Source organism: Streptomyces sp. SolWspMP-5a-2 (assembly GCF_900091845.1).
GTDB lineage: Bacteria > Actinomycetota > Actinomycetes > Streptomycetales > Streptomycetaceae > Streptomyces > Streptomyces doudnae.
In genome coordinates this window covers 34,247-55,792 of sequence record NZ_FMCI01000087.1, presented here as the reverse complement: position 1 = coordinate 55,792, position 21,546 = coordinate 34,247, and the positions used below count along the sequence as shown (strand labels likewise).

At 71.2% G+C, this 21,546-nt stretch carries 20 protein-coding genes and 1 riboswitch; of the genes, 16 read left to right on the top strand and 4 right to left on the bottom strand.

All coding sequences use genetic code 11. From position 1 onward, the window contains the following. From GA0115242_RS08520 to GA0115242_RS08510, 3 genes are all read left to right on the top strand, one after another. Positions 1 to 1,001, top strand: a 1,001-nt coding sequence (locus GA0115242_RS08520; RefSeq protein ID WP_176729770.1) for a cytochrome c oxidase subunit I, incomplete at its 5' end; no start/stop codon positions are given. Then, positions 998 to 1,396 carry a cytochrome c oxidase subunit 4 gene (locus tag GA0115242_RS08515; protein WP_093826222.1) on the top strand — a complete coding sequence of 133 codons (399 nt, stop codon included), beginning with the start codon at positions 998 to 1,000 and terminating at the stop codon, positions 1,394 to 1,396. The genes GA0115242_RS08520 and GA0115242_RS08515, both read left to right, overlap by 4 nt. Positions 1,397 to 1,528: 132 nt before the next feature. Next, positions 1,529 to 2,791 carry a L,D-transpeptidase gene (locus GA0115242_RS08510; RefSeq protein WP_093826220.1) on the top strand — a complete coding sequence of 421 codons (1,263 nt, stop codon included), beginning with the start codon at positions 1,529 to 1,531 and terminating at the stop codon, positions 2,789 to 2,791. Between the two features lie 56 nt (positions 2,792 to 2,847). Here GA0115242_RS08510 and GA0115242_RS08505 read toward each other — a convergent pair whose 3' ends face one another. Beyond that, entirely contained in the window at positions 2,848 to 3,249 is a 402-nt protein-coding gene (locus GA0115242_RS08505) for a hypothetical protein (protein ID WP_093826218.1), read from the bottom strand. Positions 3,250 to 3,442: 193 nt separating this feature from the next. Between GA0115242_RS08505 and GA0115242_RS08500 the strand changes: the two genes are divergently transcribed. The 6 genes from GA0115242_RS08500 to GA0115242_RS08475 all read left to right on the top strand — a co-directional run bounded on the left by GA0115242_RS08500 (position 3,443) and on the right by GA0115242_RS08475 (position 10,753). After that, entirely contained in the window at positions 3,443 to 4,063 is a 621-nt protein-coding gene (locus tag GA0115242_RS08500) for an aa3-type cytochrome oxidase subunit III (protein WP_093826215.1), read from the top strand. Between the two features lie 79 nt (positions 4,064 to 4,142). Beyond that, positions 4,143 to 4,952 (top strand): cytochrome bc1 complex diheme cytochrome c subunit, encoded by an 810-nt coding sequence (locus GA0115242_RS08495; RefSeq protein ID WP_093826212.1) that lies wholly within the window; start codon positions 4,143 to 4,145, stop codon positions 4,950 to 4,952. Next, complete coding sequence (locus GA0115242_RS08490; protein WP_093826210.1) at positions 4,949 to 6,007, top strand: cytochrome bc1 complex Rieske iron-sulfur subunit; 1,059 nt, start codon at positions 4,949 to 4,951, stop codon at positions 6,005 to 6,007. Before GA0115242_RS08495 ends, GA0115242_RS08490 begins: the two co-directional genes overlap by 4 nt. Then, a complete protein-coding gene (locus GA0115242_RS08485; RefSeq protein ID WP_093826208.1) occupies positions 6,004 to 7,638 on the top strand; it encodes a cytochrome bc1 complex cytochrome b subunit in 1,635 nt (544 codons plus the stop codon). Before GA0115242_RS08490 ends, GA0115242_RS08485 begins: the two co-directional genes overlap by 4 nt. Positions 7,639 to 7,780: 142 nt before the next feature. Beyond that, the gene (gene trpD / locus GA0115242_RS08480) at positions 7,781 to 8,845 is read left to right on the top strand and encodes an anthranilate phosphoribosyltransferase (RefSeq protein ID WP_093826206.1); all 1,065 of its coding nucleotides are present in this window, start codon (positions 7,781 to 7,783) and stop codon (positions 8,843 to 8,845) included. 74 nt (positions 8,846 to 8,919) lie between these two features. After that, a riboswitch (SAM riboswitch) is annotated at positions 8,920 to 9,036 on the top strand. 352 nt (positions 9,037 to 9,388) lie between these two features. After that, a complete protein-coding gene (locus tag GA0115242_RS08475) occupies positions 9,389 to 10,753 on the top strand; it encodes an aminotransferase class V-fold PLP-dependent enzyme (protein ID WP_093826204.1) in 1,365 nt (454 codons plus the stop codon). A gap of 19 nt (positions 10,754 to 10,772) precedes the next feature. Here GA0115242_RS08475 and GA0115242_RS08470 read toward each other — a convergent pair whose 3' ends face one another. Both GA0115242_RS08470 and GA0115242_RS08465 read right to left on the bottom strand, forming a co-directional pair. After that, a complete protein-coding gene (locus GA0115242_RS08470) occupies positions 10,773 to 11,054 on the bottom strand; it encodes an Lrp/AsnC family transcriptional regulator (protein ID WP_093826202.1) in 282 nt (93 codons plus the stop codon). Then, positions 11,051 to 11,794: a rhomboid family intramembrane serine protease gene (locus GA0115242_RS08465; protein WP_093826200.1), complete on the bottom strand. Its 744-nt coding sequence runs from the start codon at positions 11,792 to 11,794 to the stop codon at positions 11,051 to 11,053. Before GA0115242_RS08465 ends, GA0115242_RS08470 begins: the two co-directional genes overlap by 4 nt. Before the next feature lie 157 nt (positions 11,795 to 11,951). Here GA0115242_RS08465 and GA0115242_RS08460 point away from each other — a divergent pair, with 157 nt between their 5' ends. The 5 genes from GA0115242_RS08460 to GA0115242_RS08440 all read left to right on the top strand — a co-directional run bounded on the left by GA0115242_RS08460 (position 11,952) and on the right by GA0115242_RS08440 (position 17,317). Next, on the top strand, positions 11,952 to 12,191 hold the full coding sequence (locus GA0115242_RS08460; protein WP_093826198.1) for a hypothetical protein: 240 nt from the start codon (positions 11,952 to 11,954) through the stop codon (positions 12,189 to 12,191). Between the two features lie 36 nt (positions 12,192 to 12,227). Then, positions 12,228 to 13,571 carry an NYN domain-containing protein gene (locus GA0115242_RS08455; RefSeq protein ID WP_093826196.1) on the top strand — a complete coding sequence of 448 codons (1,344 nt, stop codon included), beginning with the start codon at positions 12,228 to 12,230 and terminating at the stop codon, positions 13,569 to 13,571. 258 nt (positions 13,572 to 13,829) lie between these two features. Next, positions 13,830 to 14,864 carry a C40 family peptidase gene (locus GA0115242_RS08450; RefSeq protein ID WP_093826193.1) on the top strand — a complete coding sequence of 345 codons (1,035 nt, stop codon included), beginning with the start codon at positions 13,830 to 13,832 and terminating at the stop codon, positions 14,862 to 14,864. Positions 14,865 to 15,080: 216 nt separating this feature from the next. Then, positions 15,081 to 16,094, top strand: coding sequence for a C40 family peptidase (locus tag GA0115242_RS08445; RefSeq protein WP_093826191.1), 1,014 nt, complete (start codon positions 15,081 to 15,083; stop codon positions 16,092 to 16,094). A 32-nt stretch (positions 16,095 to 16,126) separates the two neighbouring features. Then, positions 16,127 to 17,317, top strand: coding sequence for a hypothetical protein (locus GA0115242_RS08440; protein WP_093826189.1), 1,191 nt, complete (start codon positions 16,127 to 16,129; stop codon positions 17,315 to 17,317). Positions 17,318 to 17,321: 4 nt separating this feature from the next. Here the strand turns inward: GA0115242_RS08440 and GA0115242_RS08435 are convergent, their stop codons facing one another. After that, positions 17,322 to 18,551, bottom strand: a complete 1,230-nt coding sequence (locus GA0115242_RS08435) for a glycosyltransferase family 87 protein (protein ID WP_093826187.1) — start codon at positions 18,549 to 18,551, stop codon at positions 17,322 to 17,324. Between the two features lie 120 nt (positions 18,552 to 18,671). Between GA0115242_RS08435 and GA0115242_RS08430 the strand changes: the two genes are divergently transcribed. Both GA0115242_RS08430 and GA0115242_RS08425 read left to right on the top strand, forming a co-directional pair. Then, positions 18,672 to 19,814 (top strand): glycosyltransferase family 4 protein, encoded by a 1,143-nt coding sequence (locus GA0115242_RS08430; RefSeq protein ID WP_093826186.1) that lies wholly within the window; start codon positions 18,672 to 18,674, stop codon positions 19,812 to 19,814. A 132-nt stretch (positions 19,815 to 19,946) separates the two neighbouring features. Next, a complete protein-coding gene (locus GA0115242_RS08425) occupies positions 19,947 to 21,533 on the top strand; it encodes a GMC oxidoreductase (RefSeq protein ID WP_093826184.1) in 1,587 nt (528 codons plus the stop codon). Positions 21,534 to 21,546 lie beyond the last annotated feature (13 nt).

The window sequence follows — 21,546 nt, the reverse complement described above, 5'->3', positions numbered from 1 at the left end:
CGCACGTCTTCGATGCCGCGAACGGCGGAGCACTGCTCTGGCAACATCTCTTCTGGTTCTTCGGCCATCCAGAGGTGTACATCATCGCCTTGCCGTTCTTCGGCATCATCAGTGAGGTCATCCCGGTCTTCTCCCGCAAGCCGATGTTCGGCTACATGGGTCTGATCGGCGCGACCATCGCCATCGCGGGCCTCTCCGTGACGGTGTGGGCGCACCACATGTACGTCACCGGCGGTGTGCTGCTGCCGTTCTTCTCCTTCATGACCTTCCTGATCGCGGTACCGACCGGTGTGAAGTTCTTCAACTGGATCGGCACCATGTGGAAGGGGTCACTGAGCTTCGAGACACCGATGCTCTGGGCCACCGGCTTCCTGATCACCTTCACCTTCGGTGGTCTGACCGGCGTCATCCTGGCCTCGCCCCCGATGGACTTCCACGTCTCCGACTCCTACTTCGTGGTGGCGCACTTCCACTACGTGGTCTTCGGGACGGTCGTCTTCGCGATGTTCTCCGGCTTCCACTTCTGGTGGCCGAAGTTCACCGGCAAGATGCTCGACGAGCGGCTCGGCAAGATCACCTTCTGGACGCTGTTCATCGGCTTCCACGGCACCTTCCTGGTCCAGCACTGGCTGGGCGCCGAGGGCATGCCCCGCCGGTACGCGGACTATCTCGCGGCCGACGGCTTCACCGCCCTGAACACGATCTCGACGATCAGCTCCTTCCTGCTCGGCCTGTCGATCCTGCCGTTCCTCTACAACGTGTGGAAGACGGCCAAGTACGGCAAGCCGGTCGGGGTCGACGACCCGTGGGGCTACGGCCGCTCCCTCGAGTGGGCCACCTCGTGCCCGCCGCCGCGGCACAACTTCCTCACCCTGCCGCGGATCCGCAGCGAATCCCCGGCGTTCGACCTGCACCACCCGGAGATCGCCGCTCTGGACCAGCTCCAGAACGCGCCTCACGGTGACAAGGCTCTCGCGGGTGGCAAGGAGGCCGGCAAGTGAAGATCCAGGGCAAGATGTTCATGTGGCTGAGCGTCTTCGTCCTCGCCATGGCGGTCGTCTATGGCGTGTGGTCGAAGGAGCCGGCCGGTACCACGGCCCTCTTCCTGGCCTTCGGCCTGTGCATCATGGTCGGCTTCTACCTGGGCTTCACCGCCCGGCGGGTCGACGCGGGCGCGCAGGACGACAAGGAAGCCGATGTGGCGGACGACGCCGGCGAGGTCGGGTTCTTCAGCCCGCACAGCTGGCAGCCGCTCTCCCTCGCGGTCGGCGGCGCGTTCGCCTTCCTCGGGGTGGCGCTCGGCTGGTGGTTGCTGTACTTCTCGGCGCCGCTGGTCCTCATCGGCCTGTGGGGCTGGGTCTTCGAGTACTACCGCGGTGAGAACCGCACCCAGTAAGCACGCGCGGCACCGCCGCCGGGCCCGGACCTTCCGCCAGGAGGGTCCGGGCTCGTGCTTTTGCCGCACCGCCGCTACCACGTCCGGGTTACCCGGCGTGCCGGAGCGGGGGCGACTCCTTAGCGTGAGGCCATGAGCCACTCTCCGCGCACCCGCACCGTCGTCAGCTGCACGCTGCTGGTGATCGCCCTCGGTGCGGGCGTCACCGCGTGCGGCGACAGCGGCAACCCGCTGTCCTCCAAGCCGTACGACGCGTCGGCCCAGATCTCCTTCAACGGGCCGAAGGGCGGCCTGAAGAAGGTCGACCCGGACAAGCCCCTGGAGGTGACGGCGTCGGGCGAGGACAACCACATCACCGACGTCACCGCCACCGATGCCATGGGCCGCTACGTGACGGGCGAACTCAGCGCCGACGGCCGTCGCTGGCACTCCACCTCCGCGCTGGCCTCCGACGCCCGCTACACGGTCCACGTGAGCACCGAGAACGAGGACGGGGCGCCCGGCCGCAAGGTCCTCACCTTCGACACCAGCAAGCCGACCAGCAAGAAGCGGCTGACGGTGACGTTCGGCCCCGACGCCGGTGAGTACGGCGTCGGCCAGCCGGTCACCGCCGAGCTGAGCGAGCCGGTCAAGGACAAGGCCCAGCGGGCCATCGTCGAACGGGGGTTGCGGGTCACCTCGGTGCCCGCGACCCAGGGCACCTGGCACTGGGTCGACGACAAGGAACTGCACTTCAGGCCCAAGGAGTACTGGCCCGCCCACGCCACCATCCAGGCCCGCGGCGAACTGGACGGCGTGAAGATCAGCGACCGGATGTGGGGCGCGAGGACCAAGCCGCTGAAGCTGACCACCGGCGACCGGGTCATCGCCGTCACCGACGCCTCCGCGCACTCGATGACGGTCTACCGCAACGGCGAGGAGATCAACGAGATCCCCGTCACCACCGGCAAGCCCGGCTTCGAGACCCGCAACGGCGTCAAGGTCGTGCTGGGCAAGGAGTACTTCGTACGGATGCGCGGCACCACGGTCGGCATCTCCGCGGGTTCCTCGGACGGCTACGACCTGCCCGTGTACTACGCCACCCGGGTCACCTGGAGCGGCGAGTACGTGCACGCCGCGCCCTGGTCGGTCGGCTCACAGGGCTCCGCGAACGTCAGCCACGGCTGCACCGGCATGAGCACCGGCAACGCCGCCTGGTTCTTCGAGAACGTCCAGGACGGCGACGTGGTCAAGGTCATCAACTCGTACGGCGACGACATGGAGCCGTTCGGCAACGGCTACGGCGACTGGAACCTCGACTGGAAGGAATGGCGCGACGGCAGCGCCCTGGTGGGCGGCAGGCCGGAGGGCCCGCGGCCGGAGGAAGCGGCCAGGCTCCGTCCGACGGCCGTGTGAGCGCCGACGGCACGACGGCCCGCGGTCACCCGACCGCGGGCCGTCCGGCGGCCGTCTCAGGCGTTCAGGGACCGCTTCTCGCGCAGCAGGGCGGCCAGCGCCGTGGCGAACTCCACCGGGTCCACCGGAAGCGTCACGGCGGCCTCGGCGCGGCTCCAGGTGGCCAGCCAGGCGTCCTGCGGGCGCCCGATCAGCACCAGGGACGGCGGGCAGTTGAAAATCTCGTCCTTGATCTGGCGGCACAGGCCCATGCCGCCCATCGGCGCGGCCTCACCGTCCAGGACGCACACGTCGACGCCGCCGCGGTCCAGCTCCTTCAGCACGGCGGCGGGCGTCGCGCACTCCAGGAACTCCACCACGGGGACGTCGGGGGCCGGCCTGCGTCCGGTGGCCAGGCGGACCTGTTCGCGGGTGTTGGAGTCGTCGCTGTAGACCAGCACCGTGGCGGTCGGCTGCATTCTTCCTCCGGCGGGACGTCGTCGTCTTACGGACAGGAGCGATGCGCCGGATGCTACTCCCTTGAACACCCCGTCAACACCTGTGGGAACACGGCTTCGACAGGGCGCCGGATGGGCCATACGGGCAGTACACGGGGTACGGACACTCCGAACGGCACCCCCGGGAGTGAGGGCGGGATAAGCGACCGACATAATGTCGGTCGTGGCGACAGCAACGACAGTAGAAACCGGGCACGCGCACCCGTCGGTCAACCGGCCGAACCTCACCAGCGTCGGAACCATCATCTGGCTGAGTTCCGAGCTGATGTTCTTCGCGGCCCTCTTCGCGATGTACTTCACCCTGCGATCGGTGACCGGTCCGGATCACTGGAAGGAGATGGCGAGCCATCTCAACTTCCCGTTCTCCGCGACCAACACGACGATCCTGGTGCTCTCCTCCCTCACCTGCCAGCTCGGCGTCTTCGCCGCCGAGCGCGGGGACGTGAAGAAGCTCCGGGGATGGTTCATCGTCACCTTCATCATGGGTGCGATCTTCATCGGCGGTCAGATCTACGAGTACACCGAGCTGGTGAAGGAGGACGGCCTCTCGCTCTCCTCCGACCCGTACGGCTCGGTCTTCTACCTGACCACCGGCTTCCACGGCATGCACGTGACGGGCGGCCTGATCGCCTTCCTGTTCGTTCTGGGCAGGACGTACGCGGCCAAGAGGTTCACCCACGAGCAGGCGACCGCGGCGATCGTCGTGTCCTATTACTGGCACTTCGTCGATGTCGTCTGGATCGGCCTCTTCGCGACGATCTACATGATCAAGTAGCCGGGCCCGTTCCACGCGCACAGCCGAAGCGCACTTTCCAGAAGCATCGACGCAGAAGATCCTGACACCGGGGTAATCCGTGAAAAAGCTCTCCGCACGACGACGCCATCCGCTGGCGGCCGTCGTCGTCCTACTCCTCGCGCTGGCGGCCACCGGGGGGCTGTACGCCGCGTTCGCGCCCGCGAGCAAGGCGCAGGCCGATGAAACCTCCCAGTCTCTCGCCATCGACGAAGGCAAGAAGCTGTACGCCGTGGGCTGCGCCAGCTGCCACGGAACCGGCGGTCAGGGCACCTCCGACGGGCCGAGCCTCGTGGGTGTGGGCGCCGCCGCCGTCGACTTCCAGGTCGGCACCGGCCGGATGCCGGCCCAGCAGCCCGGCGCGCAGATCCCCAGCAAGAAGGTCATCTACTCGCAGGCCGAGATCGACCAGCTTGCCGCGTACATCTCCTCGCTCGGCGCGGGTCCCGCCGTCCCCGGCAAGGCCCAGTACGGCCCCGAGGGCGCCGACATCGCCAAGGGCGGCGAGCTGTTCCGCACCAACTGCGCGCAGTGCCACAACTTCACCGGCAAGGGCGGCGCGCTGACGCACGGCAAGTTCGCGCCGAGCCTGGAGGGCGTCAGCCCGAAGCACATCTACGAGGCCATGCAGACCGGCCCGCAGAACATGCCGTCCTTCAACGACACCACGCTCACCGAGCAGAACAAGAAGGACATCATCGCGTACCTGAACGCGGTCAACGGGGAAGAGACCGAGAGCCCCGGCGGCCTGGAGCTGGGCGGCCTCGGGCCGGTCAGTGAGGGTCTGTTCGCCTGGATCTTCGGACTGGGTGCCCTGATCGCGGTCGCCGTCTGGGTCGCCGCTCGGACCGCAAAGGCCAAGAAGTCATGAGTAGCCAAGACATTCCAGAAGAGAACCTGCCCGCAGAGCAGGACCACGCGCACGGCGCGGTGACCGTCGCCGACGACACGGACCCGTTCGCGGACCCCGGTCTCCCGCCCCACGAGCACCGTGTCCAGGACATCGACGAGCAGGCCGCCAAGCGGTCCGAGCGCGCCGTCGCCCTCCTGTTCACGCTGTCGATGCTCGCCACGGTCGGCTTCATCGCCTCCTACGTGGCGATCCCGCACGACCAGGCCGTCTACGTCTTCCCGATCGGGCACATCAACGCGCTGAACTTCGCGCTGGGCCTGACCCTCGGGGTGGCGCTCTTCGCGATCGGCGCGGGCGCGGTCCACTGGGCCCGCACCCTGATGTCCGACGTGGAGGTCGCCGACGAGCGGCACCCGATCGAGGCGGCCCCCGAGGTCAAGGCCAAGGTCATGGCCGACTTCAAGCAGGGCGCCAAGGAGTCCGCGCTCGGCCGCCGCAAGCTGATCCGCAACACCATGTTCGGCGCGCTGGCCCTGTTCCCGCTCTCCGGCGTCATGCTGCTGCGCGACCTCGGCCCGCTGCCCGGCACCAAGCTGCGTCACACCCTGTGGTCCAAGGGCAAGCTGCTCGTCAACATGAACACCAACGAGCCGCTGCGCGCCTCCGACGTCGCCGTCGGCTCGCTGACCTTCGCCAAGCCCGAGGGCCTGGAGGAGCACGACGAGGACTTCCAGAAGGAGATCGCCAAGGCCGCCCTGATGATCGTCCGCATCCAGCCGGACAACATCAAGGACAAGCGCGAGCTCCAGTGGTCGCACGAGGGCATCGTCGCGTACTCGAAGATCTGCACCCACGTGGGCTGCCCGATCTCGCTGTACGAGCAGCAGACGCACCACGTGCTGTGCCCCTGCCACCAGTCCACCTTCGACCTCTCCGACGGTGCCCGAGTGATCTTCGGCCCCGCCGGTCACGCCCTGCCGCAGCTGCGCATCGGCGTGAACGACGAGGGCTACCTCGAGGCGCTCGGCGACTTCGAAGAGCCCGTCGGTCCTGCATTCTGGGAGCGCGGATGAGCACCAACGAGAGCACCGAGACCCGGCGCGGCAAAGCGCCGGCCGGCGAGCGCGTCGCCGACTGGGCCGACGGCAGGCTGGGGATCTACTCCCTCGCCAAGAGCAACATGCGCAAGATCTTCCCCGACCACTGGTCGTTCATGTTGGGCGAGGTCTGCCTCTACAGCTTCATCATCATCATCCTCACGGGTGTGTACCTGACGCTGTTCTTCCACCCGTCGATGAACGAGGTGGAGTACCACGGCAGCTACGTCCCGCTCCAGGGACAGCTGATGTCGGAGGCGTTCAGCTCGACCCTGCACATCTCCTTCGAGGTGCGCGGTGGCCTGCTCATCCGGCAGATCCACCACTGGGCCGCGCTGATCTTCCTGGCCGGCATGTTCGTGCACATGATGCGGGTCTTCTTCACGGGCGCGTTCCGCAAGCCGCGTGAGATCAACTGGCTGTTCGGCTTCCTGCTGTTCGTCCTGGGCATGTTCACCGGCTTCACCGGTTACTCGCTCCCCGACGACCTGCTCTCCGGCACCGGTGTCCGCTTCATGGAGGGCGCGATCCTGTCCGTGCCGATCGTCGGCACGTACCTGTCGTTCTTCCTCTTCGGCGGCGAGTTCCCGGGCGGCGACTTCGTGGCCCGCTTCTACTCGATCCACATCCTGCTGCTGCCCGGCATCATGCTCGGCCTGGTGGTCGGCCACCTGATCCTGGTCTTCTACCACAAGCACACGCAGTTCGCGGGCCCCGGAAAGACGAACAACAACGTCGTCGGCATGCCCCTGCTGCCCGTGTACATGGCGAAGGCGGGCGGCTTCTTCTTCCTGGTCTTCGGCGTCATCGCGGTCGTCGCGGCGATCGCCTCGATCAACCCGATCTGGGCCCTCGGCCCGTACCGGCCCGACCAGGTCTCCACGGGCGCGCAGCCCGACTGGTACATGGGCTTCTCCGAAGGCCTGATCCGTGTGATGCCGGGCTGGGAGATCAACCTCTGGGGCCACACGCTCGTCCTGGGCGTGTTCATCCCGCTGGTCATCTTCCCGCTGGTGCTGGTCTCGATCGCGGTCTACCCGTTCATCGAGTCCTGGGTCACCGGTGACAAGCGCGAGCACCACATCCTGGACCGCCCGCGCAACGCCCCGACCCGCACCGCGTTCGGCGTCGCCTGGATCTCCTGGTACTTCGTGCTGCTCGTCGGTGGTGGGAACGACCTCTGGGCCACCCACTTCCACCTGTCGATCAACGCGATCACCTGGTTCGTGCGCGTCGGCTTCTTCGTCGTGCCGGTCCTCGTCTTCATCGCCACCAAGCGGATCTGCCTCGGCCTCCAGCGCCGGGACCGCGAGAAGGTGCTGCACGGTCGGGAGACCGGCACCATCAAGCGGCTGCCGCACGGCGAGTTCATCGAGGTCCACGAGCCGCTCAGCCAGGACGCGCTGCACACGCTCACCGCGCACGAGCAGTACCGCCCGGTCGAGATCGGCGGCACCGTCGACGAGAACGGCGTCGAGCGCAAGGTGAAGGGCTCCGAGAAGCTGCGCGCCAAGCTCAGCGAGTCGTACTACGGCGCGGAGTCGCAGATCCCGAAGCCGACGGTCGAGGAGTACAAGGAGATCACCAGCGGCCACGGCCACCACTGATCACCGCGTCGCCACACGACGGTCGAAGGGCCCCCGTCCGGTCTCCGGACGGGGGCCCTTCCACGTGCCCCGGGCTGGATAGGGTGGGGAGCGGGACGAATCCCCTTCCCCGACCCTTCCACGACACCCCAGGAGCGGCCTGATGAGCGCTGTGACCCCCGCCGGAGGCGACACCGCGGCGGCCCGTTCCTGGCCCGTCCTGCTGAACGGCCTGCTCGCCGGGCAGGACCTGAGCGCGGACGACACCGCCTGGGCGATGGACCTGATCATGCGCGGTGAGGCGACCGACGCGCAGATCGCCGGGTTCGTGGTGGCGCTGCGCGCCAAGGGCGAGACCGTCCAGGAGATCGACGGGCTGGTCCGCACGATGTACGCGCACGCCAACGTGATCGAGGTGCCCGGTCCCTGCGTGGACATCGTCGGCACCGGCGGCGACGGCGCGAAGACGGTGAACATCTCCACCATGTCGTCGATCGTGGTGGCCGGTACCGGCGCGCGGGTCGTCAAGCACGGCAACCGGGCCGCCTCCTCCGCGTCGGGGGCGTCCGACGTCCTGGAGAAGCTCGGCGTCAACCTGGACCTGCCGCTGAAGCGGGTGCCCGAGGTCGCCATGGAGGCCGGGATCACCTTCTGCTTCGCGGTGAAGTTCCACCCGGCGCTGCGGCACGCGGGCGCCGCCCGCGGCCAGTTGGGCATCCGCACCGTCTTCAACGCGCTCGGCCCGCTCACCAACCCGGCCCGGGTGGGGGCGCAGGCGGTCGGTGTGGCCGATCCGCGGATGGCGCCGATCGTGGCCGGTGTCTTCGCCGCCCGGGGCAACTCCTCGCTGGTCTTCCGGGGCGACGACGGCCTCGACGAGCTGACCACGACGGCCACCTCCCGGGTCTGGACCGTCGCCGACGGCCAGGTCGCCGAGGAGCGCTTCGACCCGCGCGACGTCGGCCTCGACCTGGTACCGGTGGAGGCGCTGCGCGGCGGCGACCCGTCGTACAACGCGGAGGTCGCCCGCAGGCTCCTGGACGGCGAGGGCGGCCCGGTGCGCGACGCCGTCCTGCTGAACTCGGCGGCCGCGCTGGTGGCCCTGGAACGGGGCTCGGGCACGCTCGTCGAGCGGATCGCCGCCGGGATGGCGAAGGCGGCCGAGTCGATCGACTCCGGCGCGGCCGGGCGGGTCCTCGACCGCTGGGTGGCGGCCAGCAACGCCTGACCGGACGCCGTCACGGTCCCGCGATCCGGACACGGGTTGCGGGACCGCGCGCGTTTCGCATAAGTTCCGGAGCAGGTCATGAGTGACAGTCATGAGGCCCCGGCCGACTGTCCGGCAACCCTCCGTCCGTGGCGGGGTGCCCCGGGTGAAGACCAGGCCGTGGGCAGCGAGGTCCACGGCAAGCGCGGACCCCTCGTGCCACCAGGGGTCCTGGTCGTCGAGGAGCCTTCCGTGAGCAAGCGAATGCGCTAGGGCGCGTCAGCGGACCCCTGTCCGCCCGGCGACGCCCGGCACGTCCTCCCGCCGCACCCGGCACAGACCCGCGTACGCCCCGTACGAGGGTCCGCGGCCGGCCCGCCGGGAGGACGGCACCGGATGACGCCGGTCCCGCCCGCCGGGCGGACGACAGGACTCCGCGGATCCGCCCAGGGCGTCGAGCCCCGCCTCCGCACCCCTTCTTCCCTTCCTCGCCCGGAGCCCTTCCGCGTTCGAGCCGTACCCGCTCGCGCGGCCGACTCCGCCGTCCTCTCACGGGAGTTCGCCATGTCTGTCCCCACCGCTGCCGCCGACCGTTCCGTCTGTGCCCCGCTGCCCGTCCTCGGCCGGGACGTGACCGTTCCGCTCGTCACCGGCGGCGAGGTCGGCTACGCGGCCCTCGACTACGCGGCGAGCGCCCCGGCCCTCCAGCGGGTCTGGGACGACGTGGCCGCCTACGCCCCCTACTACGGCAGCGTCCACCGGGGTGCCGGATACCTCTCGCAGCTCTCCACCGACCTCTTCGAGAACGCCCGCAGGACCGTCGCCGAGTTCCTCGACTGCCGCGCCGACGACCAGCTCGTCTTCACCCGCTCCACCACCGACTCGCTGAACCTCCTCGCCGCCGCGCTCCCCGAGGACTGCCAGGTCTTCGTCTTCGAGACCGAGCACCACGCCTCGCTGCTGCCCTGGAAGGACGCCCGGGTCAGCTACCTGGACGCCCCGCGCACCCCGCGCCAGGCGGTCCTGACCCTGGAGCGGGCCCTCGCCGACCGGGACCCGCACGGCCCGGCCCTGGTCTGCGTCACCGGCGCCTCGAACGTCACCGGTGAGCTGTGGCCGGTGCGGGAGCTGGCCGCCGCCGCCCACGCGCACGGCGCCCGGATCGTCCTGGACGCCGCCCAGCTCGCCCCGCACCACCCGGTCTCCGTCCAGGACCTCGACGTCGACTGGGTCGCCTTCTCCGGCCACAAGCTGTACGCCCCGTTCGGCTCCGGCGTCCTCGCGGGCCGCGCCGACTGGCTGACCGCGGCCGACCCCTACCTCGCGGGCGGCGGCGCCAGCCGCAAGGTCACCCGGCGCGCGGACGGCGGGGTGGACGTGGAGTGGCACGAGAGCGCCGCCCGGCACGAGGCGGGCTCCCCGAACGTGATCGGCGCCTACTCCATCGCCGCCGCCTGCAAGGCGCTCACCGAGGCGGGCTTCGACACCCTGGTCGCCCGCGAGCAGCACCTCGTGGACACCGTCAGGGCCGGGCTCGCGGACGTGCCCGAGGTGCGCGTGCTGTCCCTGTTCGGCGACGACGCGCCGCGGGTCGGGGTGCTCTCGTTCGTCGTCGACGGCTGGAACAGCTCCCACTTCGCCGCCGCGCTCTCCGCCGAGTACGGCATCGGCGTCCGGGACGGTCTGTTCTGCGCCCACCCGCTGGTGCGCACCCTGCTGGACAGCGCCCCCGAGGCGCAGGGCGAGTGCGGGGCACCGGAGGCCGCGCCGGGCGAGAAGTCCCTGAACGCGATCCGGGTGAGCTTCGGCGCGGGGACCCCGGACGAGCACATCGAGCGCTTCGTGACGGCGGTCCGTGAGCTGGTCGCGGACGGCGCCCGGTGGAGCTACCGCACCGAGAACGGCCGCTGCGTGCCCGCGCTGGGCTGACGCCGGCCGGTCGCGGACGTCAGGAGTCGAGGCCGATGGCGAAGGCGGCCTCCAGGTCGTGCTGCGAGTAGGTGCGGAAGGCCACGTGGGTGTCGGTGCCCTCGACGCCGGGGATCTTGCTGATCCGCCCCGGGATGACGTCCGCGAGGTCCTCGTGCTGGCGCACCCGCACCATCGCGATCAGGTCGTAGGTGCCGGTCACCGAGAACACCTCGCTCACCGACTCCAGCGCCGCGATCGACTCCGCGATCTCGGGGATCCGGTCCACGCTGGTCTTGATGAGGACGATCGCGGTGATCACGGCTGGTTCTCTCCCTCGGGAGCCGGAGCTGGGGCGGCCCTCACTCTAGTCGTCCGGCCGAAGGCCACCCACGCGTAGAGGAAGCCGAGCCCGAAGCCCACCAGGTGGGCGAGGTAGGCGACCCCGGGGCCCTCCTCGGCCCGGCCCGCCGCCAGCCACTGCAGGGCCGCCCAGAACGGCAGCACCAGCCAGGCCGGGAAGCGCAGCGGCAGGAAGAACAGGAACGGCAGCAGACTGGTGACCCGGGCGCGGGGAAAGAGGAACAGGAACGCGCCCAGGACCGCCGAGATCGCCCCGGACGCGCCGACCAGCGACTGCTCCGAGGTGGCGTTGGCGACGGCGTACCCGAGGAGGGCGAGGTAGCCGGAGCAGAGGTAGAAGAGGGTGAAGCGCAGGCGGCCCACGCGGTCCTCGGTCATGGCCCCGAAGACGTAGAGGAAGAGCATGTTGCCCAGCAGATGCATCCAGCTTCCGTGGACGAAGAGTGCCGTGGCCGGGGTGAGCGCCTCCCTGGGGGACCAGTCGAACAACTGTGCTGGAACGACGCCCCAGTGCCGGAAGTACTCCTGCTGGGCCGCGAGCAGGGTGTCCCCCGAGCCGTAGCCGGGGTTCAGGCCCGACGCGGGGCTGATCGCGAAGGTCAGACAGCACAGCGCGATCAGGCCGTAGGTGACCGGGGCCGCGGGTCTGGCGGCCTGGCCGGGGAGCGGACCGGCCGTCGTGCTCCAGTTGCTGGTCATGACTACAGAGCATGACGTAACGGGACGCACCGGGCCCGGCCGCCTCGCCGCCGCGGACAGGCGGGCGGCGACGGTCCGGCAGGCCGTAGGGTTACCGCCACACGCTCCAGGGAAGCTGGCGCGTCACGGACACTAGAAGGAAAGTGAACACGCCACGATGACGGTTCCCCTGCCGACCGCCTCGACGCGGTGGCGCTGCACGCTCTGCGGCAACCTCACCCGCTTCGACGTGACCCGCTCCTCGAAGGTCGTGGAGTACGTCCACCTCGACCTCGCCGGTGAGCCCAAGGTCGAGGAGCGCGAGGTGGTCAGTGAGACCATCGAGTCGGTGCGCTGCCGGTGGTGCAACGCGGTGGACCAGGTGGAACTCGTGGACAGGCCGGGCACCGACTCCTGACGGGAGCGGCCCCGCACAGGCATAGGGGTGTGACGGATGGTGGAGACCACGGGCGGGGCGCCGGGCGACGGCGCCGCCGAGGTGCTCGACCGTCCGCTGCCCGACGGGGTGCGCAAACGGGTCGTCCAGATCGCCTCGGACGGCTTCGGCGGACTCACCGTCGGCGAGCTGCCCGCCCAGCTCCGGCAGTACGCCCGGTTCACGCCGAGCCGCCGCGCCAAGTTCGCGGGCAACGCCATGGCCTCCGCGCTGGAGACCGACGCCCTCTTCCGCCAGCGGATCGGGGAACGGCTCAGAGAGGCCCAGCCGGAACTCGCCGGCGCCCTCGACTCCGGCGCCCCGCCCCCGGCCGCGGACCCGCTCGACGTGGCGGCCGCGGCCTACGTACTGCGCCCCACCGGCTGGGTGAAGCTGGTCACGGCCGCGGGCGAGGAGGCCCAGCGCGCCGACGCCGAACGCGCCGACGAGGAGAGCCGCGCCGAACTGGACCGGCTGCGCCAGGAGTTGGCCGCCGCCCGGGACCACACCCGGGCCGAGACCGAACGGCTGCGCGCCGACCTGGACGCCGCCAGGCGGGAGGCTGAGGCGCTGCAGCGCAAACTGCGCGCCGCCCTCAGCGACGTCAAGCGGGGCGAGGCCGCCCTGCGCAGGCTGCGCGGCGAGGCCGAGGCGGCGCGCGCCGAGGGGCAGACCCAGGTGTCCGCGGCGGAGAGCGAGACCCGGCGCCTCAAGGCGCGGCTCGGCGAGGCCGAGGCGGCGCTCGAGGCCTCCCGCAAGGCCGCGCGCGAGGGGCGCAGCGTCGAGGACATGCGGCTGCGGCTGCTGCTCGACACGGTGCTGGACGCGGCCCAGGGGCTGCGCCGGGAGCTGGCGCTGCCGCCGGTCGCGGTGCGGCCCGCGGAGACGGTGGACGCCGTCGAGCCGGGGCGGATGACCCCGAAGGACATCGCGGCGCGGGCGCTGTCGGAGCACGATCCCGCCGTCCTGGACCAGCTTCTCGCGCTGCCGCAGGCGCACTTGGTGGTCGACGGCTACAACGTCACCAAGACCGGTTATCCGCAGATGCCGCTGGAGAAGCAGCGGTTGCGGCTGCTCGGCCAGCTCTCCCAGCTCGCCGCGCAGACCGGTGCCGAGGTCACCTGTGTCTTCGACGGCGCCGAACTGCTCGCCCCGGTGCTGCTGGCGCCGCCGCGCGGGGTGCGGGTGCTGTTCTCCAAACCGGGCGTCACGGCCGACGAGTTGATCCGCCAGCTGGTGCGCGCGGAGCCGCCGGGGCGTCCGGTCATCGTGGCCTCCACGGACCGTGAGGTGGCCGACGGGGTGGCCCGCGCGGGCGCCCGTCCGATCGCGTCCGCGATGCTCCTCAAGCGGCTGATCTGACGCCCGTCCGGGCGGGTGCGGCGGGGCCGTTCCCGGCCTCTGTCCCGATCGTCAACGTACAGGTTCAATGCCCGAATTGATGGTTTCGTCACGCAACGTAGCGTCAATCGAGCATCACTGCACGTGTGTTGAGTGTAAAGAATGCGGTCGGTGACCGACATTTTTCACCCGAGGATTTGAACTGATCACAAGAACATCACTATGGTCTGGGCTCGAACCTCCGAACGGGTGATCACTCACATGAAGGAGCCCGCGTCCGTGGCGTCCCATCGTCGACCGAAGCAGCCGAGCCGCGCTCGTGTGACTGTGCTCACCACCGCAGCCGCCGCCGCTGTCGCGCTCAGTTCCCAGGCCGCCAACGCGGCACCCAGCGAGAAGCTGAGCAAGGACGAGGTCAAGTCCAAGGTCGACAAGCTCTACGAGCAGGCGGAGCAGGCCACCGAGAAGTACAACGGCGCCAAGGAGAAGCAGGAGAAGCTCCAGAAGGAGATCTCCAGCATCCAGGACAACGTCGCCCGCGGCCAGGAGGAGCTCAACGAGCTGCGTGACTCCATGGGCCTCGCGGCGGCCGCCCAGTACCGCACCGGCTCCATCGACTCCTCGCTCCAGCTGTTCCTGTCGTCGGACCCCGACGACTACCTGGACAAGGCGTCCACCGCCGACCAGCTCAGCAGCCAGCAGGTCGAGGCGCTGAAGAAGATCCAGCAGAAGCAGCGCGAGCTGGCCCAGGAGCGCTCCGAGGCCTCCGGCAAGCTCAAGGACCTCGCCTCCACCCGGACCGAACTGGGCAAGAAGAAGAAGGAAGTCCAGGGCAAGCTCGCCGAGGCGCAGAAGCTGCTCAACACACTGACGGCGAAGGAGCGGGCCGCGCTCGCCGCCGCCGACGAGCGTGCCAGCCGCTCCTCCAGCAGCCGCGTGGACCTGGGCGACGTGCCCAGCGCCTCCGGCCGCGCCGGGGCCGCGTTCTCCGCCGCGCAGACCAAGCTGGGCAGCGCCTACGTCTACGGCGCCACCGGCCCGTCCTCCTTCGACTGCTCGGGCCTGACCTCCTGGGCCTACGCCCAGGCCGGCGTCACCATCCCGCGCACCTCCCAGGCCCAGGCCAACGCCGGTACCCGGATCTACAGCGCGAGCGACCTCAAGGTCGGCGACCTGGTGATCTTCTACGGCGACCAGCACCACGTCGGCCTCTACGCGGGCAACGGCCAGGTGCTGCACGCCCCGCGCACCGGCACCGTCGTCCGCTACGAGTCGATCGGCAACATGCCGTTCCAGTTCGGCGTCCGTATCTGAGCCCGCCCCGGTCGTCCGGCTCCCGCGGGATCCGGACGACACACCGCCCGAACGGGCGAATCCGGTGAGCCTTCGCTGACCCCGCGCCCCGCCCATGACCTGCGTCAGAGGCGGGGCGTCACCGTGTGTGCGCACGGCGGTCTTTGGCCGACCCCCGGTCGCGGGGCTACTGTCTGCCGCGTTCCTCGTCCGCCAGCGGAAGGAGTGCGGCTTCTCGTGGGTTCCCATCGCCGCCTTGCACCGTCGTCCGGGTTCAACCGGGGGGCCGGCACCGCCCTGTGCGTGCTGTCGGCCGCCGCGGCGGGACTCTCCGCCGTCCCGGCCGACGCCGCCCCGCACACCGACACCCGCGCCGAGGTGGACCGGCTCTACACCGCGGCCGAGAAGGCGACCGAGGCCTACAACAAGGCCGGGGAGCGCGCCGGTGTGCTGCGCCGCGAGCTCTCCGCCACCCAGGACCGCATCGCCCGCCAGCAGGAGCGCATCAACTCCCTGCGGGACAAGCTCGGTTCGCTGGCCGGGGCGCAGTACCGCTCCGGCGGCATGGACCCCTCGCTCGCGCTGCTGTTCTCCGACGACCCGGCCGAGTACCTCGACAAGGCCGCCGCCCTGGACCGGATCAACGCCCGCGAGGCCGGCCGGCTGCGGGAACTCGGATCGGCCCTGCGCGAGCTGGACCAGGAGCGCGCCGAGGCCGACGGGAGCCTCGCCGAACTGGACCGCAGCCGCCGGGCGGTGGCCACCCACAAGCGGACCGTCGAGCGCAAGCTCGCCACCGCCCGCCGCCTCCTCGACTCGCTGCCGCACGCCGAACGCGCCGCGTGGGACCGCGCCTCCCGGGGCACCCGCGAGGAACTCCCCGACCCCGGCGCCGCCGCCCCCTCGGGCCGCGCGGCCGCCGCCGTCGCCGCCGCCCGCTCCGCCCTCGGCAGGCCCTACGTGTGGGGCGCCAACGGGCCCTCCGGGTTCGACTGTTCGGGCCTGATGCAGTGGTCGTACGCGCGGGCCGGGGTCGCCCTGCCGCGCACCTCGCAGCAGCAGCGGTTCGCCGGGCACCACGTCCCGCTCTCCCAAGCCCGCCCCGGCGACCTGGTCACCTACCGGTCCGACGCCAGCCACGTCGCGATGTACGTGGGCGGCGGCCAGGTCATCCACGCCCCCTACCCGGGCGCCCCGGTCCGCTACGACCGGGTCGGCATGATGCCGATCTCCTCGGTCACGCGGGTCTGACCTCCCCGCGCCGCTGCCCGTACGATCAGGACGTGGCTGGTCGCGGGCGCGCATCGAGGACGGCGGCGGTGCTCCTCGCGCTGCTGCTGGTCGGTCTGGTGTCGTGCGGCGGGCGGCACACCGGGAACGCCGACACCGCCCGGCTCCAGCGGGTCCTGGACCGGCGGGCCGCCGCCGTCCTGGCCGGGGACCGGGCCGCCTTCCTCGCCACCGGCACCCTCGGCTGGTTCGAGAACCTCCGCGCGGTCCCGCTGGCCGCCTGGTCGTACCGGGTCACCTCGCTGCGCGGCACCGGCGACGACGCCACCGCCGACGCCGAGCTGAGCTACCGGGTGCGCGGCTGGGACCGCGCCCCGGTCACCGTGCACCGCGCCCTGGCCCTGTCCCGGAAGGCCGACGGGCAGTGGTCCGTGGACGCCGAGCGGCCCGCCGCGAAGGCACCGCAGCTGCTCTGGGACCAGGGGCGGGTGACCGCCGTGCGCGGGGCGCACGCCCTGGTCCTGGGGGTCGGGCAGTCGCAGGCGGCCCTGCGCTCCTACGCGGACCTCGCCGACCGGGCCGTACCGGCCGTCTCCGGGGCCTGGGGGAGCGACTGGGCGGCCCGCGTCATGGTGCTGGTCCCGCGGTCGCTGGAGGGCATGGCGGGGCTCCTGGGCACGCCTCCGTCCTCGTACCGGGGCATCGCCGCCGTCACCACCGGCGAGGTGGGCGGCGCGGCGAAGGCACCGGCCGACCGGGTCATCGTCAATCCGGACGCCTACGCGGTCCTCGGCGACCTCGGCAGACAGGTCGTCCTCACCCACGAGACGACCCATGTCGCCAGCCGCGCCCACACCAGCGCGGCCACCCCGCTCTGGCTCTCCGAGGGGTACGCGGACTGGGTCGGCTACCGGGGCACCGGACGCACCCCGCGGCAGGCCGCGCCCGAGCTGGAGCGCGCGGTGGCCGCGGGACGGACGCCGAAGGCGCTGCCGACCGACGACGACTTCGGGTTCGGCAGCGACGCGACGGCGCTGGCGCGCGCCTACGAGGGCGGCTGGCTGGCCTGCCGGATGATCGCCGACGAGTGGGGCGAGGAGCGGCTCGGCCGGTTCTACCGGGCGGTGGGCGACCACCAGGGCCGGTCGGGGTCGGTGGCCGAGGCGCTGCGGCAGGTGCTCGGCACCACCCCGGAGCGGTTCACCGCGCGCTGGCGCGACTACCTGGACGAGCGGCTCGGCTGACCGCTCAGGACGGCACCGACGACTCCCGGGTGCGGGACGCCTGGCCGGGCAGCCGGGCCGGGGTGTCGCGGGGCGCCGTCTCCTTCCACAGGACGCGGGCCGCGACGAGGGTGGCGACCACCAGCAGGCCGTTGCGGGCCACCAGCAGGCAGACGCCGAGGGTGTCGCTCTGCACGACGTGCGAGAACCAGATCGGGAACTCCAGCAGGGTCAGCCCGGAGGCCGCGAGGACCAGCACCGCGGGCAGCCCCATCCGGCTGCCCCGCAGGCAGACGCAGACCGCCGCGAGACCGATCAGCCACACCATGTACTGGGGGCTGATCACCCGGCTGGTCACGGTGAACATCAGCACCGCGACGAAGGCCGCGTCCGCCGCCGTGCGGGTGCCGAACCGGGTCGCCGCCAGCCGCCACAGCAGCAGCCAGCCGAACGCCATCCCGGTCAGGAACAGGGCTGCCGTGCTCACCAGGCCCACGTACGGCCCGACGAACTCCACCGAGCCGTAGTTGAGCAGCACCTGCCCGTCCCAGCCGTGGTGGCGGGCGACGTGGAAGACCAGCGAGCCCAGCGACTCGACCTCGGTGCCCCGGTCGCGCTGGAAGGTGAGGAACGCGAACGCGCCCGGCATCGACACCGCGAACAGCGCGGCGAGCCCGCTGACGCTCACCAGCGCGGCCAGCCACACCGACCAGCGGCGCACCCCGACCAGCAGCAGCGCGGGCCACACCTTGAGCATCGCGCCGAGACCGATCAGCGCGCCCATCACCCGCGGGTGCCTGGCCCCGGCGAGCAGCGCGGCGACCGCGACCGCGGTGACCATCACGTCGTAGCGGGCGTAGACGGTCGGGCCCAGCAGGGGTACGCCCACCACCCAGACCCAGGCGCCGCGCATGGACCGGCCGGGCCGCCGTCCCGCACGGCCGAGCAGCGCGAAGGCGGCCAGGTCGGCGAGGAAGGCCAGGCAGAAGAACGCGTGCGCGTAGTCCAGGAACGGCAGCAGGCCGGGGGAGAGGATCGCCAGGGCGGCGGCCGGCGGGTACTGCCAGGTCACGTCGTCCAGCGGGAAGGAGCCGGTGCGCAGCACCTCGAACCAGCCCTGGTAGATGACGGACACGTCGCTGGTGACGTCCGGGCCGGGGAAGACCCACACCTTGAAGACGAACAGCAGCAGCAGGAGGCGGGTCGCCCCCCAGGTCACCAGCAGCCACACCGGTGGCCGCGCCGTCGTCTTCACGTCATCCCCTGCCGTCCGCGTCCCGCTTTGAGGGGAACATGATGTCCCGCCCGACGGCGAGCGTGCCACACGACGTGCCAGGCCCGGCCGCCAGGCCACCGTTGGGTAGGGTCGGCGGCGATGCACAAGACCCTGATCGTCACGAACGACTTCCCGCCCCGCCCCGGTGGCATCCAGGCGTTCCTGCACAACATGGCGCTGCGCCTCGACCCGGAGCGGGTCGTGGTCTACGCCTCCACCTGGAAGCGGACCCGGGAGGGCGTCGAGGCCACCGCGGCCTTCGACGCCGAGCAGCCCTTCACCGTCGTCCGGGACCGTACGACGATGCTGCTGCCGACGCCCGCCGCGACCCGGCGTGCGGTCGGGCTGCTGCGGGAACACGGCTGCACGTCGGTCTGGTTCGGGGCGGCGGCGCCGCTCGGGCTGATGGCGCCCGCGCTGCGCGAGGCGGGCGCCCGGCGTCTGGTGGCGACCACCCACGGCCACGAGGCGGGCTGGGCCCAGCTCCCCGGTGCGCGGCAACTGCTGCGCAAAATCGGGGAGTCGACGGACACGATCACCTACCTCGGGGAGTACACCCGGTCGCGGATCGCCGCCGCGCTGACCCCCGAGGCGGCCGCCCGGATGGTCCGACTCCCGCCGGGCGTCGACGAGAAGACCTTCCACCCGGAATCCGGCGGCGACGCCGTGCGGGCCGCGCTCGGGCTCACCGACCGGCCGGTCGTGGTGTGCGTCTCCCGGCTGGTGCCGCGCAAGGGCCAGGACACCCTGATCCGGGCGATGCCCCGCGTCCTGGCCGCGCACCCGGACGCCGTCCTGCTGATCGTCGGCGGCGGACCGTACGAGAAGGAGCTGCGGCGGCTCGCCCGGGAGAGCGGGGTCGACGGCTCGGTGCGCTTCACCGGCTCCGTCCCCTGGTCCGCGCTGCCCGCCCACTACGGCGCCGGTGACGTCTTCGCCATGCCGTGCAGGACCCGGCGCGGCGGGCTGGACGTGGAGGGCCTCGGCATCGTCTACCTGGAGGCGTCGGCGACCGGGCTGCCGGTGGTGGCCGGAGACTCCGGCGGCGCCCCGGACGCGGTCCTCGACGGCGAGACCGGCTGGGTGGTGCGCGGCGGTTCGGCCGGGGACACCGCCGAGCGCGTCACCGCCCTCCTCGGGGACGCGGAGCTGCGGCGCCGGATGGGGGAGCGGGGCCGGGCATGGGTCGAGGAGAAGTGGCGCTGGGACACGCTGGCCCAGACCTTGCGCACGCTCCTCTAGTGCCCTGACGGAGAGGTCCACCGGCGAACCTCTCCGGTCACGGCCCTAGGCGGAACCGGATAGTCCGCCGATGCTGCCTCCATGACAGCAGAACTGACGCAGCATCAGCTGACGAGACGTCACATCCTGGGCATGATCGCCCTCCAGACCGCAGCGGCCGCCGGTCTCACCCGCGTCGGCCTCCAGTCCGCGCGGGCCGCCGAGCCCGCCGCCGTCGACAACGCCCCCGCCATCGTCGTCGGCTCCGGGTACGGCGGCGCCGTCGCCGCCCTGCGCCTGGGCCAGGCCGGTGTCCGCACCGTCGTCCTCGAAATGGGGCGGCTCTGGAACACCGCGGGCCCCGACGGCAAGGTCTTCTGCGCCACCAGCGCCCCCGACCAGCGCTCCATGTGGTTCCGGAGCAGGACCGAGGCGCCGCTGGCCAGCTTCCTCTGGCTCGACCTCGTCAACAAGGACATCACCCCCTACCCGGGGGTCCTGGACCGGGTGCACTACGACAACATGTCCGTCTACGTCGGCCGCGGGGTCGGCGGCGGCTCCCTGGTCAACGGCGGCATGGCCGTCACCCCGCCCGCCGCCTACTTCGCCGAGCAGTTCCCGACCGTCGACGCCGCCGAGATGTACGGCACCTACTTCCCGCGCGCCCGCGCCATGCTCGGCGTCAACACCGTGGACCCGGCCTGGTTCGAGTCGACCGACTGGTACCGGTTCACCCGCACCTCGCGGAAGGCGGCCACCGCCGCCGGGCTGAAGACCACCTTCGTACCCAACGTCTACGACTTCGGGTACATGCAGCGCGAGGCCGCGGGCACCGCCACCAGGTCCGCGCTCGCCGCCGAGGTCATCTACGGCAACAACCAGGGCAAGCGCAGCCTCGACAAGACCTACCTGGCCGCCGCCCTCGGCACCGGCAACGTCACCCTGCACACCCTGGAGAAGGTGCGCGCGGTCACCCGGGCCGCCGACGGCTCGTACCTGCTCACCGCCGACCGGATCGACCTCACGGGCGCCGTCGTCGAGACCAAGCAGTACAGCTGCGCCTCCCTCTTCCTCGGCGGCGGCAGCCTCGGCACCACCGAACTCCTCGTCAGGGCACGGGACACCGGCACGCTTCCCGACCTCGACGCGAGCGTCGGCGCGGGCTGGGGCACCAACGGCAACACCATGCTGGCCCGCGCCAACCACGTCTGGGACACCGTCGGCGCCGACCAGTCGACCATGCCGGTCATGGGCATCGACGACTGGGCCAACGCCGACAACCCGGTCTTCGCGGAGATCGCCCCGCTGCCCATCGGCTTCGAGACCTGGGTCAGCCTCTACCTGGCGATCACCAAGAACCCCGAACGCGCCCGCTTCACCTGGGACTCCGCCTCGAAGACCGTCAAGCTCGGCTGGAGCGCCGCGCAGAGCGCCGTCTCCGTCGCCATGGCCAAGAAGCTCTTCGACCGGATCAACGCCGCCAACGCCACCATCTACCGCTACGACCTGTTCGGCTCCCCGAGCAAGGTCTTCGCCGACGACTTCTGCTACCACCCGCTCGGCGGCTGCGTGCTCGGCAGGGCCACCGACGGCTACGGCCGGGTGAAGGGGTACAAGCGGCTCTACGTCACCGACGGCTCGCTGGTGCCCGGCTCGATCGGGGTGAACCCGTTCGTCACGATCACCGCGCTCGCGGAACGCACGATGGCACGCGTCCTCGCCGAGGACCTCGCGCCATGAGCGGACCGGGCGG

What these genes read in the sequence shown, in the direction of transcription:
- GA0115242_RS08510 (WP_093826220.1), top strand. Translation starts at nt 1,529, where the DNA reads ATGAGCCACTCTCCGCGCACCCGCACCGTCGTCAGCTGCACGCTGCTG.
- GA0115242_RS08505 (WP_093826218.1), bottom strand. Translation starts at nt 3,249, where the DNA reads ATGCAGCCGACCGCCACGGTGCTGGTCTACAGCGACGACTCCAACACC.
- GA0115242_RS08500 (WP_093826215.1), top strand. Translation starts at nt 3,443, where the DNA reads ATGTCGGTCGTGGCGACAGCAACGACAGTAGAAACCGGGCACGCGCAC.
- GA0115242_RS08490 (WP_093826210.1), top strand. Translation starts at nt 4,949, where the DNA reads ATGAGTAGCCAAGACATTCCAGAAGAGAACCTGCCCGCAGAGCAGGAC.
- GA0115242_RS08485 (WP_093826208.1), top strand. Translation starts at nt 6,004, where the DNA reads ATGAGCACCAACGAGAGCACCGAGACCCGGCGCGGCAAAGCGCCGGCC.
- trpD (WP_093826206.1), top strand. Translation starts at nt 7,781, where the DNA reads ATGAGCGCTGTGACCCCCGCCGGAGGCGACACCGCGGCGGCCCGTTCC.
- GA0115242_RS08475 (WP_093826204.1), top strand. Translation starts at nt 9,389, where the DNA reads ATGTCTGTCCCCACCGCTGCCGCCGACCGTTCCGTCTGTGCCCCGCTG.
- GA0115242_RS08465 (WP_093826200.1), bottom strand. Translation starts at nt 11,794, where the DNA reads ATGACCAGCAACTGGAGCACGACGGCCGGTCCGCTCCCCGGCCAGGCC.
- GA0115242_RS08460 (WP_093826198.1), top strand. Translation starts at nt 11,952, where the DNA reads ATGACGGTTCCCCTGCCGACCGCCTCGACGCGGTGGCGCTGCACGCTC.
- GA0115242_RS08455 (WP_093826196.1), top strand. Translation starts at nt 12,228, where the DNA reads ATGGTGGAGACCACGGGCGGGGCGCCGGGCGACGGCGCCGCCGAGGTG.
- GA0115242_RS08430 (WP_093826186.1), top strand. Translation starts at nt 18,672, where the DNA reads ATGCACAAGACCCTGATCGTCACGAACGACTTCCCGCCCCGCCCCGGT.
- GA0115242_RS08425 (WP_093826184.1), top strand. Translation starts at nt 19,947, where the DNA reads ATGATCGCCCTCCAGACCGCAGCGGCCGCCGGTCTCACCCGCGTCGGC.